Raw genomic sequence first — 17,687 nt, 5'->3', positions numbered from 1 at the left:
AAGACGCTTTTTCAAACCCTTGCCCCGAACCAAACCCCGAAAACCATGTCTCCGAAGCCCGTCGGCCCAGCCCGTCTCCGAGCGAGGCGGCGATATACGTCGGCCCCTTTCCGGTGGCAAGCGCCTTTTCACAAAAAGTCCAAGAATCCCAACAAACCAGAGTCCGCCAGCCAGAGCCCCATACACGCCCTCGCGTATACGCGCGCATTCGTTTGTTTGGTGGAGACGCCCGATCAGGCGCAATTTTCACCCTCGCACCCGCCAATCGGGACGTTTTCTGTCGCCCAATTCGCGAAACGGCCGCTTCAGCGGTGCTTTATTCCATTTTTCTTTTACGAGCCGGTTGCGCCGCAACATCAAGGCAGGCATAAGGGCGGCAGTTCGAAAGGTCTCTCCTTGTCCCACCGCGCCGCCATCGCTGCGATCCTGAGCCCCGCGCAAGCGGCGGCCGATCTGCGCGTGCTGTCGCTGGGCGTACTCCTTCTCTCGGTAATTCTCATTCCGCTTAGCCAAGCGGTGTGGATGCCTGCGACCTGACCTGAACCCAGCCAGTTTCGCCCATTCACCCCGCTCCGGCTCCGGACGCGGGGTTTTTCTTGTGCCCAGCCCAACACCGACAGGCAAGAAGTTCCAAAATCACAATGACGACGCCTTCTGACAGCACGAAACAACCCAACAGCCGCTCTGCGGCTGTGACTCAAGGCCCGAACCGGGCTGCGGCGCGGTCCTATCTGCGCGCGGCAGGGATGCAGGACGCCGATTTCGACAAGCCGATGATCGGCATCGTCAACACCTGGTCGACAGTCACGCCGTGCAACATGCACCTGGACCGTCTGGCCAAGGACGTGCGGGCCGGGATCGTCGCCGCAGGCGGCTATCCGGTCGATTTCAACACCATCGTCGTCACTGACGGCATCTCCATGGGCACGGCGGGGATGAAGGCCTCGCTGATCAGCCGCGAAGTCGTCGCCGACTCGATCGAACTGGCCATCGAGGGGCATCAGCTGGACGGCGTTGTCTGCATCGTCGGCTGCGACAAGACGATTCCCGCCGCGGCCATGGCTCTGGCCCGCATGGATATCCCCGGCCTGGTCTATTACGGCGGCACCATCCTGCCCGGCGTCATCGGCACGAAGGAAGTCTCGGTCCAGGAAGTGTTCGAGGCCATCGGCGCCCACGCCGCCGGGTCGCTGGACGATGCGGGCCTGAAGGCGGTCGAGAGCGCGGTCTGCCCCGGCGCCGGTGCCTGCGGCGGCCAGTTCACGGCCAACACCATGGCCATGGCCCTGTCGATGATGGGGATCAGCCCCATGGGCGCCAATGACGTGCCCGCCGTCGATCCGGCCAAGGGCGCGGAAGGCGAGCGCTGCGGCCGCCTGATCGTCGAGCGCGTCTTCGCCGGAGACACAACCCGCAAATACATCACCAAGGCCAGCCTGAAGAACGCGGCCATCGCCGTCTCGGCCTCGGGCGGATCGACCAACGCCGTCATGCACCTGACCGCCATCGCGGCCGAGGCGGGCGTCGACTTCGGCGTCGAGGACTGCCACCAGGCCTGCGTCGAGGCGCCGGTCATCTGCGACCTGAAGCCGGGCGGCCGTTTCCTGGCCTCGCACCTGTATGCGGCCGGCGGTACGCGCCTGGTCGCCCAGCGTCTGGCCGAGGCGGGCAAGATCGCCAACGTCCCGACCGTCTCGGGCCGCAGCCTGTTCGCCGAAGCCGGCGACGCCGAGGAGCAGCCCGGCCAACAGGTCGTGACCGACTTCGAGGCCCCGGTCATGGCGCGCGGCTCCTACGCCGTCATCTATGGCGATGTCGCGCCGGAGGGCGCCGTCATCAAGCTGACCGGCCATAAGGTCGACCGCTTTGAAGGCCCGGCCGCCGTGTTCGACTGCGAGGAAGACGCCTTCCACGCGGTTCAGGACGGATCAGTCGGCGAAGGCGACGTCATCATCATCCGCTACGAAGGCCCCAAGGGCGGCCCCGGCATGCGCGAGATGCTGCAGGTCACCGCCGCCCTGAAGGGCCGCAAGGTCGAGAACGTCGCCCTGCTGACCGACGGCCGTTTCTCGGGCGCCTCCTACGGCTTCGTCGCCGGGCACGTCTCGCCCGAGGCGGCGGCGGGCGGCCCCATCGCTCTCATTCGCGATGGCGATCCGATCGTCATCGACGTCACCAACCGAAGGATCGATGTGCTCGTCGATCTGGAGGCGCGCCGGGCGGACTTCGCCCCCAACCGGATCCGCCCGGCGCAAGGCGTCTTCGCGAAATACCGCGCCGCCGTCGCCTCCGCCTCGCAAGGGGCCGTGACCATTCCCAATCCGCCGCCGGCCCAGATCCCCGCCGATCTGGCCGCCCGCTCCACCGAAACCGCTGCTTCCTAAGGACCCCCTCCCATGGCCATCACCATCTACACGAATGAAGACATCAAGCCGGGCGCCATCGCCGGGCAACGCATCGCCGTCATCGGCTATGGCTCGCAGGGCCGCGCCCACGCCCAGAACCTGAAGGATTCGGGCCACGACGTGATCGTCGGCGTTCGCCACGGCGGTACGGGCTGGAAGCACGCGACCGAAGACGGCCTGGCCACGGCCGAACCCGCCGAGGCGGTCAAGGACGCCGACATCATCGCCATCCTGACGCCCGACATGATCCAGAACGAGATCTATCGCGATGTCATCGAACCGAACGCCAAGCCGGGCTCGGCCCTGCTGTTCGCCCACGGCTTCTCGATCATCTACGGCCGCATCACGCCGCGCGACGACATGGACGTCATCCTGGTGGCGCCCAAGGGTCCGGGCGATCTGGTCCGCCGCGAGTTCGCGCGCGGCCGCGGCGTCCCCTCCCTGTTCGCCATCGAAAAGGACGCGACCGGCAAGGCGCGCGACCGCGCCATGGGTTACGCCAAGGGCATCGGCGGGGCGACCGGCGGCCTGCTTGAGACCTCGTTCCGCGAAGAGACGGAGACCGACCTGTTCGGCGAACAGGCCGTCCTGTGCGGCGGCGCCAAGGAGCTGGTCATCCAGGGCTTCAACACCCTGGTCGAGGCCGGCTACCAGCCCGAGATCGCCTATTTCGAATGCCTGCACGAGCTGAAGCTGATCGTGGATCTGTTCTACGAAGGCGGCATCTCCAAGATGCACCACTTCATCTCGGAAACGGCCAAATGGGGCGCTGTCGCCTCGGGCCCGCGCGTCATCACTGACGAGACCCGCGCCCGCATGAAGACCATTCTGGACGAGATCCAGAGCGGCCAGTTCGCGCGCGAATGGATCGCCGAGAACGAGGCGGGCAAGCCGAAATACGAGGCCCTGCTGACCGAGGATCGCGCCAGCCAGATCGAACAGGTCGGCGCCCGTCTGCGCGACCGCATGGCCTGGCTGCAGACGGCCAAACAGGCCGCCGCCTGAACCTCTATATATATAAAGAGAGACTGAACCGATGAGCGCCGCCGCGCCCGCCCTGAAAACACCCCCCGCCCCGGCCGTCATGACCGGCGCGCGCCTGCTTGTCTCCAGCCTGGAGCGGATGGGCGTAGAGGTCGTGTTCGGCTATCCTGGCGGCGCCATCATGCCGATCTACGACGCCCTGACCGGCTCGTCGCTGAAACACATACTGGTCCGCCACGAACAGGCCGCCGCCTTCGCCGCCGACGCCTATGCGCGTCTGAGCGGCCGGGTCGGGGTCTGTATGGCGACCTCGGGCCCCGGCGCCACCAATCTGATCACCGGCATCGCCAACGCCATGATGGATTCGGCGCCGATGGTCTGCATCACCGGCAATGTCCCTCAAGGGGTCATGGGCACCGACGCCTTTCAGGAGATCGACATCCTGGGCGTCACCCTGCCGATCGTGAAACACTCCATCCTGGTCCGTGACGCCGCCGAGATTCCGGCCGCCATCGAACAGGCCTTCCACATCGCCGCCTCGGGCCGCCCCGGCCCGGTGCTGGTCGACCTGCCCAAGGACGTCCAGTTCGCCGAAACCGTCGCCCCCTTCGGCTTCAACATTCCCAATGAGACGACTGAGGCCGATCCCGACGCCATCGCCGAGGCCGAGCGTTTCATCCGCACGTCTGAGCGCCCGCTGATCTACATCGGCGGCGGGGTGAAGATCGGCCGTGCGACCGAGGCCCTGCGCGCCTTCGCCGAAACCACCGGCATTCCCGCCGTCGCCACCCTGAACGCCCTGGGCACGGTGCCGACCGACGCCCCTGGCTTCCTGGGCATGCTGGGGATGCACGGCACGCGCGCGGCCAATGAAGCGGTTCAGGCGTCCGACCTGCTGATCGTCATGGGCGCCCGCTTCGACGACCGCGCCACCGGCAAGCTGGCCGAGTTCGCCCCCCACGCCCGCGTCGTCCACTTCGACGTCGACGCCTCGGAAATCGGCAAGCTGCGCGAGACCCACGTCGCCGTCGGCGGCGAGATCCGCCCGGCCATCGAGGCCCTGACCGAACGCTTGGCGGCGGCGCCGCTGGCGATCGATCCGTGGGTCATCCGCTGCGCCTCAGCGGCCGAACGCCACGCCGCCCGCTATGACGCGCCCGGCGAAGGCGTCTATGCGCCCGCCCTGCTGAAGCAGTTGTCCGAAATGGCGGGCGACCGCTTCGTCGCCGCCTGCGACGTCGGCCAGCATCAGATGTGGGCCGCCCAGCACTGCCGCTTCGCCCGTCCTGAAGCCCACATCACCTCGGGCGGTCTGGGCGCCATGGGCTTCGGCCTGCCCGCCGGTCTGGGCGCCCAGATGGCCGACCCCGATGCGGTCGTCGTCACCATCGCCGGCGACGGCGGCTTCATGATGAACGTCCAGGAGCTGGCCACCCTGCGCCGCTATGGGGTGCCGCTGAAGATCGTCCTGCTGGACAACTCTTCGCTGGGTCTGGTGCGCCAGTGGCAGGAGCTGTTCTTCTCGGAGAACTATTCCGAGATCGACCTGTCCGACAATCCGGACTTCGTGAAGGTGGCCGAAGCCTTCGGCGTCGAGGCCTTCCGCATCGACCGCCGCGATCAGGTCGAGGCCGGTCTGGCCCGCCTGCTGGCAGCCAAGGGTGCCTGTCTGGCCCACGTCGTCATCGACCCCAAGGAAAACGTCTGGCCGCTGGTGCCGCCGGGCAAGAGCAACGCTGAAATGATGGAAGGCGCATGAACATGAGCGACACCATTCACATCCACATCGACCGGGCCGACGGCTCGCTTCAGCGTCTTATCGGCCTTGTGGAGCGCCGCGGCTTCCACATCGACGGCATCAATATGGCGGATGAAGGCGCGATGCGCCGCATCGCCCTGACCGTTCGCGGGCGCGACGCCGCCCGCTCCATCGACAACCTGGGCCGCCAGATCGACCGCCTGATCGGCGTCGCGCGCATCCAGGCCCAAACCTTCCAGTCCGAGGCTGCATGATGTCCCGAGTAGAAAGCGTATCCAGAACCGCCCAGATTGCGGCGTCCGACCCCAACCGGGTCATCATCTTCGACACCACGATGCGGGACGGCGAACAGGCGCCCGGCTTCTCCATGTCGACCGACGCCAAGCTGACGATGGCGGCGGTGCTGCGCGACCTGGGCGTCGATGTGATCGAGGCCGGTTTCGCCGCCGCCTCGCCGGGCGACGAGGATGCGATCCGCCGCGTGGCGGGCGAGATCGAGGGACCGGTCTTCTGCTCCCTGTCGCGCGCCAACGAAAAGGACATCGACGCCTCGCACCGCGCCCTGTCGACGGCCCCGGCCTCGCACCAGCGCTGCCACATCTTCCTGGCGACCAGCCCCCTGCACCGCTCGGCCAAGCTGCGGATGAGCACCAATCAGGTTCTGGAGGCCATTTCGCGCACTGTGGAACACGCCGCCTCCATGTTCGCCGACATCGAGTTCTCGGCCGAGGACGCATTCCGCACCGAGCCGGAGTTTCTGGTCGAGGCCCTGATCGCCGCCGCCGATGCGGGCGCCCGGACCCTGAACGTGCCGGACACCGTCGGCTACGCCATGCCCGAGGAAGTGACCAAACGCTTCGCCTATCTGAACGAACAGATCCGGCCGCGTCATCCCGACGTGATCTTCTCGACCCACTGCCACGATGATCTGGGTCTGGCCGTCGCCAACTCCCTGGCCGCGGTCGAGGGCGGCGCCCGTCAGATCGAAGGCGCCATCAACGGCATCGGCGAGCGCGCCGGCAACGCCTCGATCGAGGAAGCCATCATGGCCCTGCGCACCCGCGCCGACCGCTTCGGCGTGTCGACGGGAGCCGACGCGCGCCAGCTGGTCCGCGCCTCGCGCACGCTGTGCGAAGTGACCGAGAGCGTCATCGCCCGCAACAAGGCCATCGTCGGCATGAACGCCTTCGCCCACGAGTCCGGCATCCACCAGCACGGCATGATGGCCGACAGCCGCACCTATGAAATCATCCGCCCGCAGGACGTGGGCTTCGACGGCACCAGCTTCGTTCTGGGCAAGCACTCGGGCCGCCACGCCGTCGCCAAGCGCGCCGAGGTGCTGGGCCACGCGCTGGAAGGCGAGGCCCTGGCCGCCGTCTTCGCCGGCTTCAAACGCCGCGCCGACGAGATCGGCGAGATCAACGACATCGAACTGACGGCCATCATCAACGCCGCCGCCCAAACCGAGACCCGACAGGAACCCGCCTATGCCGCCGCTGGCTAAGAACATCTGGATCAATGGCGAACTGATCGCGTGGGAGAAGGCCACGGTTCACGTCATGAGCCACGCCCTGCACTACGGCACCTCGGTGTTCGAGGGCATCCGCGTCTATGACACCCCGAACGGCCCGTGCGGCTTCCGCCTGACCGACCATGTGCGCCGCCTGTTCGACAGCGCGCGCATCTACCACTTCCCCATGCCTTATAATGAGGACGAGCTGGTTCAGGCCTGCAAGGACGTGGTGCGCGCTGAGGGCCTGCGCTCGGCCTATTTGCGTCCGCTGGCCTTTCTGGGCGAGTGCGGCATGGGCGTCAGCCCCTCGGCCGAGACGATCCGCAGCGATGTGATGATCTCGGCCTTCGCCTGGGGCGCCTATCTGGGCGAAGAGGCGCTGGAGAAGGGCGTCGACGCCTGCATCTCCAGCTGGAACCGCGTGGCGCCGAACACCGTCCCGGCGGGCGCCAAGGCGGGCGGCAACTATCTGTCCTCCTATCTGATCGGGCGCGAGGCCCGCGTGCGCGGCTTCGGCGAAGGCATCGCCCTGGGCGCCGACGGCCTGCTGTCCGAGGGCGCCGGCGAGAACCTGTTCATCGTCAAGGACGGGGTGCTGATGACCCCGCCTGCCGCCGCCTCCATCCTACAGGGCATCACCCGCGACAGCGTGATGAAGCTGGCGCGCGGCCTGGGCTATGAGGCGCGCGAACAGGTGCTGCCGCGCGAAGCCCTCTATGTCGCCGACGAGGTCTTCATGACCGGCACGGCCGCCGAGATCACCCCCGTCCGCTCCATCGACGGCATCATGACCCGCGCAGGCGGCCCCGGCCCGGTGACCAAGGCCGTGAACAAGGCCTTCCGCGGCCTGTTCGACGGCACGACGCCCGACCGCTTCGGCTGGCTGGAGCCTATCGGCGAGGCGGCCGCCGCCCCGGCGAAGGAGCGCGCGCATGAGCCAGCCTAAAACCCTGTATCAGAAGGTCTGGGACCGGCACGTCGTCGTGCCGGAAACCGCCGAGACTCCGGGCGTCATGTATGTGGACCTGCATCTGGTCCACGAAGTCACCTCGCCCCAGGCCTTCTCCGAGATCGAGGCGCGCGGGCTGAAGGTCCGCCGTCCCGATCGCACCTTCGCCACCCTGGACCACTCGACCCCCACCCTACCCGCCGGGCCGAATGGCCAGCGCCCCTATGTCACCGAACAGGCGCGCCGTCAGGTCGAGACGCTGGAGGCCAACTGCGCCCGTCATAATGTCGAACTGGCGGGCTGGGGCTCGGACCAGCGCGGCGTCGTCCACGTCATGGGACCGGAGCTGGGCCTGACCCAGCCGGGCATGACCGTCGTCTGCGGCGACAGCCACACGGCCACCCACGGCGCCTTCGGGGCGCTGGCCTTCGGCATCGGCACCTCGGAAGTCGGCCATGTACTGGCGACCCAGTGCCTGTTGCAACGTCGGGCCAAGGCCATGCGGGTGACGGTCGATGGGCGCCTGCGTCCCGGCGTGTCCGGCAAGGATGTGGCGCTGGCCGTCATCGCCGCCATCGGTTTCGGCGGCGGCACCGGCTACGTCATTGAATATGCAGGCGAGGCCGTGCGTTCGCTGGACATGGAAGGGCGCATGACCCTGTGCAACATGTCAATCGAGGCGGGCGCCCGCGCGGGCATGATCGCGCCGGACCAGACCACCGTCGACTGGCTGCGCGGACGTCGGCATGTCCCCGCCGACTATGAGGCCGCCGTCGCCGACTGGCTGGCTCTGGCCACCGATCCCGGCGCAGTCTTCGACAAGGAGGTCGTGCTGGACGGCGGCGCCATCCGCCCGATGGCCACCTGGGGCACCACCCCGGACGCCGGCGCCCCCGTCGGCGCCCCCGTACCCCAGCCGCGCTCGGCCTCGGACCAGAAGGCCATCGACTACATGGGCTTCACCGCGGGCGAAGCGACCACCGGCCACAAGGTCGACGTGGTCTTCATCGGCAGCTGCACCAACGGCCGCCTGCCCGATCTGCGCGCCGCCGCCGACGTCCTGCGCGGCCGCAAGGTCCAGCCGAGCGTGCGGATGCTGGTCGTCCCCGGCTCCGAAGCCGTCCGCCGCGACGCCGAGGCCGAAGGTCTGGACCGGGTCTTCACCGAGGCGGGCGCCGAATGGCGCATCCCCGGCTGCTCCATGTGCATCGCGATGAACGGAGACTTCGTCGCGCCGGGCCAGCTGGCCGTCTCGACCTCCAACCGCAACTTCGAGGGCCGTCAGGGCAAGGGCGCCCGCACCATACTGGCCAGCCCCGCCACCGCCGCCGCCAGCGCCGTGGCCGGTGTGCTGACCGACCCGCGCGTCTATCTGTCGGGGTCGGCCCCCCTCAAACAGCCGAGCGCCGCGCGCGAGGCGGTAGGGGAGGCTCAAAATGTCTGAAGCATTCAAGGTTCTGACGTCGAAGACCCTGACGCTGAGTCAGGCCAATATCGACACCGATCAGATCATTCCCGCGCGCTTCCTGACCACCACGACGCGCGAGGGTCTGGGCGCCCACGCCTTCCACGACTGGCGCTATGAGGCCGACGGTTCGCCCAAGCCCGAGGCGGTGCTGAACCGCATCGACCCCACCGAACAGCGCATCCTGCTGGCCGGGCCGAACTTCGCCTGCGGCTCGTCGCGCGAGCACGCGCCGTGGGCCTTGCTGGACTACGGCTTCCGGGCGGTGATCTCGACCGAGATCGCCGACATCTTCACCTCCAACGCCCTGAAGAACGGCTTTCTGCCCATCGTCGTCGATCAGGCGGTCTGGGACGATCTGGCCGCCCACCCGGAACAGCCGGTGACGATTGATCTGGACGCCAATGAGATCCGGCGCGGCAACGCCCCGGCCGTGCCGTTCAAGGTCGAGTCCTTCGCCCGCCAGTGCCTGCTGGACGGGGTCGACGCCCTCGGCTGGCTTCAGTCGAAACTGCCTGACGTGACCGCCTTCGAACACGCCCGAAACGACGCCTTTCAGCCGGAGACCGCCTGATGACCGCCCATGAAACGCCCGCCGCCCGCACCTTCGACATCGCCGTCCTGCCCGGCGACGGCGTCGGTCCCGAAGTGACACTGGCCGCCCAGCGGGTGCTGACCTGCATCGGCGACATCTACGGCCACCGCTTCAACTTCACCGAACATCTGATCGGCGGCGCCGCCATCGACACGACGGGCGAGTCCCTGCCGGAAGAGACCAAGGCCGCCTGTCTGGCTTCCGACGCCGTGCTGCTGGGCGCCGTCGGCGGGCCCAAATGGGACGGCGCCCCGGTCCGTCCCGAGCAAGGCCTGCTGGCCATCCGCAAGACCATGGGCCTGTACGCCAACCTGCGCCCGCTGCAGGTCTCGCCGGTGCTGGCCCACCGCTCGCCGCTGAAGAAGGAGATCGTCGAGGGCGTCGACCTGATCGTCTTCCGCGAGCTGACCAGCGGCGTCTATTTCGGCGAGCGCACCCGCACCGAAACCCAGGCGTCCGACCTGTGCGTCTATACGGTCGAGGAGATCGAGCGCGTCGCCCGCGCCGCCTTCCAGGCCGCCGAACAGCGCCGCGGCAAGGTCACCTCGGTCGACAAGGCCAACGTCATGGAGACCAGCCGCCTGTGGCGCGAGGTCGTGACGCGCATCCACGCCGAGGAATATCCGCAGATCACCCTGGAGCACGCCCTGGTCGACTCCATGGCCATGCACCTGATCCGCAAGCCACGCGAGTATGACGTCATCCTGACCGAGAACATGTTCGGCGACATCCTGTCGGACGAGATTTCGGTGCTGGGCGGCTCTATCGGCCTGCTGCCTTCGGCCTCGCTGGGCGCGGATGGGCCGGGCCTGTTCGAGCCGATCCATGGCTCGGCGCCCGACATCGCCGGACAGGATCTGGCCAATCCGGTCGGAATGGTGCTGTCGGCGGCGATGATGCTGCGCCACAGCTTCCAGCTGGAGGACGAAGCCGACTCCATCGAGGCGGCGGTCGCGGCCGTGCTGGCGTCCGGCGCCGTCACCGCCGATCTGGGCGGAGAGCTGGGCACGGTGGCCGCCACCCGCGCCATCGTCGACGCCATCCGCGCCATCCACTGGGCGGCGGCGCGTCATGTGCCGATGCACTGGGCCTGAAGCCTGAATATCAAGGAAGACAGGAGGCGGGCCGCACGGTCCGCCTCTTTTCAATTCAGCCGTCGATCAGGCCCTGCAGCGCCGTGGCCATGCGGCGACACAGGGACGCCTTCTGTTCCGCATCCAGGCTGGCGAAACCGTCGGACAGCTCGCGGCCGATGGCCATGCCCATGATCAGGCCCGCCACCAGCCGGGCGCGCACCGGCGCATCCGTCCCGCCGATCCACTGGGTCAGAGGCTCGAAGAAACGCACGTTCGAGGTGCGCTGCACCAGATCCATCGCCTTGGTCGAACCGATGGAGCGCAGCAGGATCAGCAGCCCCCGGATCTTGACCTCGCCGTCGTTCTGATCGCACGGGGCCAGGTCGCCGAAGACGATTTCACGCGCCAGACGCTCGCCGAAATCGGCCCGGTCGCCGTCCATCAGGTCGCGGCCGTTCTTGCAGCTGTCCATGACGGCGACGAACAGATCTTCCTTCGAACCGAAGTAACGGCTGATCAGCGCCGCATCGACGCCGACGTCGCGCGCCACATCGCGCATGCCGACATCATCATAGCTTTCGGCGCAGAAACGCTCCCGCGCGGCCTCGAGAATGGCCTGGCGGGTGGCGTTGGCGTTACGCGGTCGTGGGACGTCGCAAAGGACCAATTGGTCGCACTCCAATAAACCTTACGGGCTATATGGCCTTGTCATCAGACGTTGACAAGCGCTGCCTGCGTCGTCTTTAAGTCAGCCAGTGTTGACTGGACGCATCCTCCCCTTAGTGCGCACAGTCCATTCTGATCACGTTACTCCCGAGGAGATTGCGCCGATGCGCACGGTTAAGATCGCGGCCGCGTCCGCTTTGATGGCGGCTGCTCTCTATGGCTGTTCCAAGGGACAGGAAGCGCCCGCCCAGGGCGCGCCGCCCGTCACAGTGGCCGCGCCCCTGTCGCAACAGGTCGTAGACTGGGACGAATTCACCGGCCGTTTCGAAGCGCCGCGCAGCGTCGACGTGCGTGCGCGGGTGGGCGGCTACATCCAGTCGGTCCACTTCAAGGACGGCGACAATGTCCGTCAGGGCCAGCTGCTGTTCACCCTTGATCCGCGTCCGGCCCAGGCCGCCCTGGCCGCCGCCCGCGCCCAGCTGGCCCAGAGCCAGGCGCAGCTGACGCTGGCCCGCACCGAACTGACCCGCGCCGAGGGCCTGCTGGCCTCCCAGGCCGTGTCCCAGGCCGAGGTCGACACCAAGCGCGGCGCCGTCCAGACCGCAGAAGCCTCGCTGGCTTCCGCCAACGCCGCCATCCGCACGCGTGAGCTGGACCTCGAGTTCACCCGCGTCACCGCGCCGATCTCGGGCCGCGTGTCCGACCGCCGCGTCGATCCGGGCAACCTGATCGGCGGCGGTTCGTCGGCAGGCGACATCCTGACGACCATCGTTTCGGCCTCGCCGATCTACTTCGTCTTCGACGGTTCCGAAGCCCTGGCGCTGAAGTATCAGCGCGACGCGCGCAACGGTTCGGCCCCGATCCGCATCCGTCTGCAGGATGAGACCAGCTATGACCGCACCGGCACGCTGGACTTCACCGACAACGCCATCGACGCCTCCTCCGGCACCATCCGCCTGCGCGCCGTGGTGCAGAACGCTGACGGCTTCCTGAAGCCGGGCATGTTCGGCCACGCCCAGCTGGCGGGCTCGGGCGGTTACGCCGCCATGCTGGTGCCGGACTCCGCCGTCGTGACCGACGGTCCGCGCAAGGTGGTCTATGTCGTCGCCAAGGACGGCACGGTCGGCGCCAAGCCGGTCCAGCTGGGCCCGTTGGCCAACGGCCTGCGCGTCGTGCGCACGGGCCTGACGCCCGACGACCGCGTGATCATCAACGGCATCCAGCGCGCCCGTCCGGGCCAGAAGGTCACCGCCCAGAACGGAACCATCAAGGCCGAGGAAACCAAGTCCCAGGCGCCCGTCACCACGGCGCCCGTCGCTTCGTCCGCCACCTTCGTCGCCAGCGCCGGCTGAGGAGGGGGCTCACGGGCCGGAACCTGATTCATGAACATATCCCGCTTCTTCATCGACCGACCGATCTTCGCGATCGTGATCTCGGTCTTCATCACCCTGGTCGGCGCATTCGCCATGCCGATGCTGCCGCTGGCGCAGTATCCAGAGATCGCGCCCCCGACCATCGGCGTCACCGCCTCCTACGCCGGCGCCTCGGCTGAAACCCTGTCCGAGACGGTCGCTGCGCCGCTCGAACAGGAAATCAACGGCGTCGAGAACATGCTCTACATGACCTCGTCGTCCTCCTCGGACGGCCAGGTGAAGGTCACCGTGACCTTCCAGCCGGGCACCGATCTCGACACCGCCCAGGTGCTGGTCCAGAACCGGGTCGCCCTGGCTGAGCCGCGCCTTCCGGCGCAGGTCCGTCAGGTCGGCGTGGTCGTCAACAAGGAGTCCTCGGGCTTCCTGATGCTGGCCTCGCTGACGTCGGACGACCCCGGCATCGACAGCGACTATCTGGGCAACATGGCCCAGTCGACGATCCGCGACCGCCTGCTGCGGATCGACGGCGTCGGCGGCGTCATGGTCTTCGGCGGCGGCAACTACTCCATGCGCATCTGGATCGATCCGGCCAAGGCGGCCGCACGCGACCTGACCGCGCCGGAAATCGTCGCCGCCCTGCAGGCCCAGAACATCCAGGCCGCCGGCGGTTCGATCGGCCAGCCTCCCTTCCCGACCAACGCTGCCGCTTTCGAGCTGCCGGTTCAGGTCGAAGGCCGCCTGTCGGCCCCTGAAGAGTTCGGCCAGGTCGTCATCAAGACCGACGCCCAGGGTCGCGTGACCCGCGTCAACGACATCGCCCGCATCGAGCTGGGCTCGGAAATCTATGGCGTTGAAGGCTATTTCGACGGCCAGCGCGGCGTCGGCGTCGCCATCATCCAGCAGCCGGGCTCCAACGCCCTGTCGACGGCCACCGCGGTCATCGCCGAACTGGACCAGATCAAGGCCGATTTCCCGCCGGGCGTGAAATACGCCATCCCCTATAACCCGACGGAATACGTCGCCGCCTCGGTTTCGGCCGTGGAGCACGTGCTGATCGAAGCCGTCTTCCTGGTGATGATCGTCATCCTGGTCTTCCTACAGACCTGGCGCGCGGCCATCATCCCGATCCTGGCCATCCCGGTCGCCCTGGTCGGCACCTTCGCGGTGCAGCTGGCGCTGGGCTATTCGATCAACTCCCTGTCGCTGTTCGCCCTGGTTCTGGCCGTCGGCATCGTCGTCGACGACGCCATCATCGTGGTCGAGAACGTCGAGCGTTACATCCGCGAGGGTCTGACGCCCAAGGAAGCCGCCTATCGTTCGATGCAGGAAGTGTCGGGCGCCCTGGTGGCCATCTCCCTGGTGCTGACCTCGGTGTTCGTGCCGACCGCCTTCGTGCCCGGCATCCCCGGCATCTTCTTCCGTCAGTTCGCCGTCACCATCGCCTCGGCGACGCTGATCTCGCTTCTGGTGTCGCTGACGCTGTCGCCGGCCCTGTCGGCTCTGCTGCTCAAGCCGCACAAAGACCACGACCATCACCGCAAGCCGGGCCTGCTGGGCACCGTCACCTATTATGTCGGCTGGGCCGGAGCCAAGTTCAACGAAGGCTTCGACTGGGTCTCGGACCGTTATGGCCGCCTGACCGGACGCCTGATCCGCATGACCACCCTGATGCTTGTCGTCTACGCCGGTCTTCTGGCGTTGACGGGCTGGCGCATGGCCGACACCCCGACCGGCTTCATTCCCGACCAGGACCAGGGCGTCCTGATCGGCGTGGTCCAACTGCCGCCCGGCGCCTCGCTGGAACGCACCAAGGCCGCGATGAACAAGGCCGTCGACATCGTCAAGAACACTGACGGCGTTCTGCAGGTCACCGCCTTCGCCGGTCTGGACGGCTCCAGCTTCTCGCTGTCGTCCAACGCCGCGACCATGTTCATCAAGCTGGACGACTATGAAGAGCGAACCCGCCCCGAACTGAAGGCCGCCGCCCTGGCCGGCGCGCTCAGCGGCGCCACCGGCGTCATCGAGGAAGCCACCATCTTCATGCTGTCGCCTCCGCCCGTTCAGGGCATGGGCACCGGCTCGGGCTTCAAGATGATGATCCAGGACCGCTCCGGCGCAGGCTTCAAGGCCCTGGAAGGCGCGACCTTCGCCATGATGGGCGCCGCCGCCCAGGCGCCCGATCAGGTGCAGCAGGTGTTCAGCCTCTACAACACCGGCTCGCCGCGCATCGCCGCCAACGTCGACCGCGACAAGGCTCTGTTGATGGGCGTCCAGCCTTCAGCCGTGTTCAGCACCCTGGGCACCTACCTCGGCTCGACCTACGTCAACGACTTCAACTTCCTGGGCCGCACCTTCCGCGTGACCGCCCAGGCCGAGCCTGCCTATCGCGACAAGCTGGCCGACATCGCCAACCTGAAGGTCCGTTCGGCCTCGGGCGGCATGGTGCCGGTCGGCGCGGTGACGACCCTGGCCGACGATTCCGGTCCCTCGCGCGTCGTTCGCTACAACCTGTTCCCGGCTTCGGAACTGCAGGGTGAAGCGGCGCCGGGCGTCTCGACCGGCAGCGCCATCGCCGCCATGGAAGAGCTGGCGGCCAAGACCCTGCCCGACGGCTTCGGTTACGAATGGACCGAAATCGCCCTGCAGGAGAAGGCGGCGGCCGGCGGGTCGACCATCATCTTCCTGATGGCCGTGGTCTTCGTCTTCCTGGTGCTGGCCGCCAACTATGAGGCCTTCACCCTGCCGCTGGCGGTCATCCTGATCGTGCCCATGTGTATTCTGGCGGCGATCCTGGGGGTGAACCTGCATGGTCTGGACAACAACATCCTGACCCAGGTCGGTCTGGTCGTCCTGATCGCGCTGGCGGCCAAGAACGCCATCCTGATCGTGGAGTTCGCCAAACAGGCCGAGGACAACGAAGGCCTCGACCGCTGGCAGGCCGCCGTTCAGGCCGCCCGTCAGCGCCTGCGCCCGATCCTGATGACCTCGTTCGCCTTCATCTTCGGCGTGCTGCCTCTGGCCATCGCCTCGGGCCCCGGCTCGGAGATGCAGAACGCCCTGGGCATCGCGGTCGTCTATGGGATGCTGGGGGTGACCTTCTTCGGTCTGATCTTCACCCCGGTCTTCTATGTCATCTGTCGCTGGATGGCGGGCAAACTGCCCAAGGCGCCGGGCAAGGATCGCGAGCTTCCGACCAGCTTCGGCTCCACGCCGCACGACCCCTTTGACCCCGACGGCCCGGAACCGGCTCCCGCCGCTCCGCGCCAGGGAGATGCGTAAATGAACGGCAAACTCCGCACTCTGCTGACCGCCGCGGGGTCGGCCGCCCTGCTCGCCGCCTGCGCGGTGGGCCCCAAGGCGCCCCTCCCCACCCTCCCCGTCGAAGGCCAGGGCGCCTTCGTCGGCTCGCAGTCCGCCTCGGTCTCGACCGCGGCGGCCCGGGACGACTGGTGGCGGCTGTATCAGGATCCGACGCTGGACGGCCTGATCCAGCAGGCCCTGACCGAGAACAACGAGCTGGAGGCGGCCGCGGCCAATCTGCGCGCCGTCCGGGCCTCGCTGTCCGAAGCCCGCTCGGGCCGGTTCCCGACCACCACCACATCGGCCGCCTACAACCGCAGCCGGGCCTCGACCGACACCGTACCCACGGCGGGCGGCGCCAAGCTGCCGGAAGTCGACAGCTATGACGTCGGCCTCGACGTCTCCTATGAGATCGACCTGTTCGGCCGGGTGGAGTCCTCCATCCGCGCCGCGCGGGGCGACGTGGCCGCCGCCGCCGCTGCGCTGGAAGTCGTGCGGGTGACCGTCGCGGCCGAAACCGCACGGGCCTATGCCGACACCTGTTCGGCCAACGCCCAGATCGGCGTGGCCGAGCGGACCATCGACCTGCAGACCCAGACCGTCGACCTGACCCAGCGCCTGCTGGACGGGGGCGCCGGCAATGGTCTGGACGTGGCCCGCGCCCGCGCCGCCCTGGAACAGACCCGCGCCAGCCTGCCGCCCCTGCGGGCGTCGCGCGACGGCGCCCTGTTCCGTCTGGCGACGCTGACCGGACGCACCCCGGCCGAGGCCAGCGAAGCCGCCCGCGCCTGTCAGGCCCCGCCGCAACTGTCGCAGCCGATCCCGGTCGGCGACGGCGCCGCCCTTCTGGCCCGCCGTCCTGACGTGCGTCAGGCCGAGGCCCGCCTGTCGTCCGCCGCCGCCCGCGTCAACGTCGCCACGGCCAACCTCTACCCCAGCATACGTCTGGGCGGGTCGATCGGTTCGATGGCGCTGGATTCCTCGGATCTGGGCAAGGACGCCCATATGCGGTTCAACGTCGGCCCGCTGATCTCGTGGTCCTTCCCCAACGTCTGGGCGGCCCGGGCGCAGATCAAACAGGCGGGCGCCCAGTCGGACGCGGCCCTGGCGACCTTCGACCAGACCGTGCTGACGGCGCTGCAGGAAACCGAGACAGCGCTCAGCGCCTACGCCAACGAACTGGACCGCCGCATGGCCCTGCGCACCGCGCGGGATCAGGCGGCCACCGCCGCGCGGCTGTCGCGCCTGCGCTTCGACGCGGGCGCCGACAGCTTCCTGACGGTCCTGGACGCCGAACGGACGCTGGCCAGCGCCGACGCCTCCCTCGCCGCTTCGGAGGCCCAGGTGACGACCTATCAGATCGGCCTGTTCAAGGCTCTGGCGGGCGGCTGGGATCAGGCGCCCGACCCCGAAGCCTGACCTTCAGCTCCACGCTGAAATCAAGACGCCCGGTTGGTTCGCCAGCCGGGCGTTTTCTTTGGCGCTTCTTCTGCTGAACAGACCCGACACACGAATATATTTCATCGCAACCAGACAATCGGCACGCCCAAATGAATAATCATCGCCGCGCGCTTGGCCGGAACGATGATCTTGCGATAGTGA

General features: G+C 67.9%; 14 protein-coding genes. 13 read left to right on the top strand and 1 reads right to left on the bottom strand.

Annotated elements, in window-relative coordinates; all coding sequences use genetic code 11:
- The 10 genes from ABE454_RS05000 to leuB all read left to right on the top strand — a co-directional run.
- Positions 1-537: hypothetical protein (locus ABE454_RS05000; protein ID WP_346529700.1), on the top strand; the 537-nt coding region annotated here is incomplete at its 5' end.
- A 104-nt stretch (positions 538-641) separates the two neighbouring features.
- Positions 642-2,384: a dihydroxy-acid dehydratase gene (locus tag ABE454_RS04995; RefSeq protein ID WP_346529698.1), complete on the top strand. Its 1,743-nt coding sequence runs from the start codon at positions 642-644 to the stop codon at positions 2,382-2,384.
- A 12-nt stretch (positions 2,385-2,396) separates the two neighbouring features.
- Positions 2,397-3,410, top strand: a complete 1,014-nt coding sequence (gene ilvC, locus ABE454_RS04990) for a ketol-acid reductoisomerase (RefSeq protein ID WP_346529695.1) — start codon at positions 2,397-2,399, stop codon at positions 3,408-3,410.
- A gap of 31 nt (positions 3,411-3,441) precedes the next feature.
- The gene (gene ilvG / locus ABE454_RS04985) at positions 3,442-5,148 is read left to right on the top strand and encodes an acetolactate synthase 2 catalytic subunit (protein WP_346529692.1); all 1,707 of its coding nucleotides are present in this window, start codon (positions 3,442-3,444) and stop codon (positions 5,146-5,148) included.
- Positions 5,149-5,150: 2 nt separating this feature from the next.
- Positions 5,151-5,402, top strand: coding sequence for an ACT domain-containing protein (locus tag ABE454_RS04980; RefSeq protein WP_346529689.1), 252 nt, complete (start codon positions 5,151-5,153; stop codon positions 5,400-5,402).
- On the top strand, positions 5,399-6,652 hold the full coding sequence (locus tag ABE454_RS04975) for a 2-isopropylmalate synthase (protein WP_346529687.1): 1,254 nt from the start codon (positions 5,399-5,401) through the stop codon (positions 6,650-6,652). The genes ABE454_RS04980 and ABE454_RS04975 overlap by 4 nt, the downstream gene beginning before the upstream one ends.
- On the top strand, positions 6,636-7,607 hold the full coding sequence (locus ABE454_RS04970) for a branched-chain amino acid transaminase (RefSeq protein ID WP_346529684.1): 972 nt from the start codon (positions 6,636-6,638) through the stop codon (positions 7,605-7,607). The genes ABE454_RS04975 and ABE454_RS04970 overlap by 17 nt, the downstream gene beginning before the upstream one ends.
- Positions 7,594-9,054, top strand: coding sequence for a 3-isopropylmalate dehydratase large subunit (leuC, locus tag ABE454_RS04965; RefSeq protein ID WP_346529682.1), 1,461 nt, complete (start codon positions 7,594-7,596; stop codon positions 9,052-9,054). Before ABE454_RS04970 ends, leuC begins: the two co-directional genes overlap by 14 nt.
- Positions 9,047-9,649, top strand: coding sequence for a 3-isopropylmalate dehydratase small subunit (gene leuD / locus ABE454_RS04960; RefSeq protein WP_346529680.1), 603 nt, complete (start codon positions 9,047-9,049; stop codon positions 9,647-9,649). The genes leuC and leuD overlap by 8 nt, the downstream gene beginning before the upstream one ends.
- A complete protein-coding gene (leuB, locus tag ABE454_RS04955) occupies positions 9,649-10,764 on the top strand; it encodes a 3-isopropylmalate dehydrogenase (protein WP_346529678.1) in 1,116 nt (371 codons plus the stop codon). Before leuD ends, leuB begins: the two co-directional genes overlap by 1 nt.
- Before the next feature lie 55 nt (positions 10,765-10,819).
- Here leuB and ABE454_RS04950 read toward each other — a convergent pair whose 3' ends face one another.
- Positions 10,820-11,413, bottom strand: a complete 594-nt coding sequence (locus tag ABE454_RS04950) for a TetR/AcrR family transcriptional regulator (protein ID WP_346529675.1) — start codon at positions 11,411-11,413, stop codon at positions 10,820-10,822.
- A 163-nt stretch (positions 11,414-11,576) separates the two neighbouring features.
- Between ABE454_RS04950 and ABE454_RS04945 the strand changes: the two genes are divergently transcribed.
- Genes ABE454_RS04945 through ABE454_RS04935 form a run of 3 tightly spaced genes read left to right on the top strand, consistent with a single transcriptional unit; the run spans position 11,577 to position 17,504 of the window.
- The gene (locus ABE454_RS04945) at positions 11,577-12,764 is read left to right on the top strand and encodes an efflux RND transporter periplasmic adaptor subunit (protein ID WP_346529673.1); all 1,188 of its coding nucleotides are present in this window, start codon (positions 11,577-11,579) and stop codon (positions 12,762-12,764) included.
- A gap of 30 nt (positions 12,765-12,794) precedes the next feature.
- Positions 12,795-16,064, top strand: a complete 3,270-nt coding sequence (locus ABE454_RS04940) for an efflux RND transporter permease subunit (RefSeq protein ID WP_346529671.1) — start codon at positions 12,795-12,797, stop codon at positions 16,062-16,064.
- Positions 16,065-17,504 carry an efflux transporter outer membrane subunit gene (locus ABE454_RS04935; RefSeq protein ID WP_346529669.1) on the top strand — a complete coding sequence of 480 codons (1,440 nt, stop codon included), beginning with the start codon at positions 16,065-16,067 and terminating at the stop codon, positions 17,502-17,504. It abuts the gene before it with no gap.
- Positions 17,505-17,687 lie beyond the last annotated feature (183 nt).

This window comes from Brevundimonas diminuta (genome assembly GCF_039673845.1).
In the GTDB taxonomy this organism is placed as follows: Bacteria; Pseudomonadota; Alphaproteobacteria; order Caulobacterales; family Caulobacteraceae; genus Brevundimonas; species Brevundimonas diminuta_E.
The sequence above is the reverse complement of the archived record's forward strand: the minus strand, read 5'-3'. Positions and strand labels throughout refer to the sequence as shown.

Excerpts from the sequence above, each read along its gene's own strand:
- ABE454_RS04995 (WP_346529698.1), top strand. The coding sequence starts at position 642 with ATGACGACGCCTTCTGACAGCACGAAACAACCCAACAGCCGCTCTGCG.
- ilvC (WP_346529695.1), top strand. The coding sequence starts at position 2,397 with ATGGCCATCACCATCTACACGAATGAAGACATCAAGCCGGGCGCCATC.
- ilvG (WP_346529692.1), top strand. The coding sequence starts at position 3,442 with ATGAGCGCCGCCGCGCCCGCCCTGAAAACACCCCCCGCCCCGGCCGTC.
- ABE454_RS04980 (WP_346529689.1), top strand. The coding sequence starts at position 5,151 with ATGAGCGACACCATTCACATCCACATCGACCGGGCCGACGGCTCGCTT.
- ABE454_RS04975 (WP_346529687.1), top strand. The coding sequence starts at position 5,399 with ATGATGTCCCGAGTAGAAAGCGTATCCAGAACCGCCCAGATTGCGGCG.
- ABE454_RS04970 (WP_346529684.1), top strand. The coding sequence starts at position 6,636 with ATGCCGCCGCTGGCTAAGAACATCTGGATCAATGGCGAACTGATCGCG.
- leuC (WP_346529682.1), top strand. The coding sequence starts at position 7,594 with ATGAGCCAGCCTAAAACCCTGTATCAGAAGGTCTGGGACCGGCACGTC.
- leuD (WP_346529680.1), top strand. The coding sequence starts at position 9,047 with ATGTCTGAAGCATTCAAGGTTCTGACGTCGAAGACCCTGACGCTGAGT.
- leuB (WP_346529678.1), top strand. The coding sequence starts at position 9,649 with ATGACCGCCCATGAAACGCCCGCCGCCCGCACCTTCGACATCGCCGTC.
- ABE454_RS04945 (WP_346529673.1), top strand. The coding sequence starts at position 11,577 with ATGCGCACGGTTAAGATCGCGGCCGCGTCCGCTTTGATGGCGGCTGCT.
- ABE454_RS04940 (WP_346529671.1), top strand. The coding sequence starts at position 12,795 with ATGAACATATCCCGCTTCTTCATCGACCGACCGATCTTCGCGATCGTG.
- ABE454_RS04935 (WP_346529669.1), top strand. The coding sequence starts at position 16,065 with ATGAACGGCAAACTCCGCACTCTGCTGACCGCCGCGGGGTCGGCCGCC.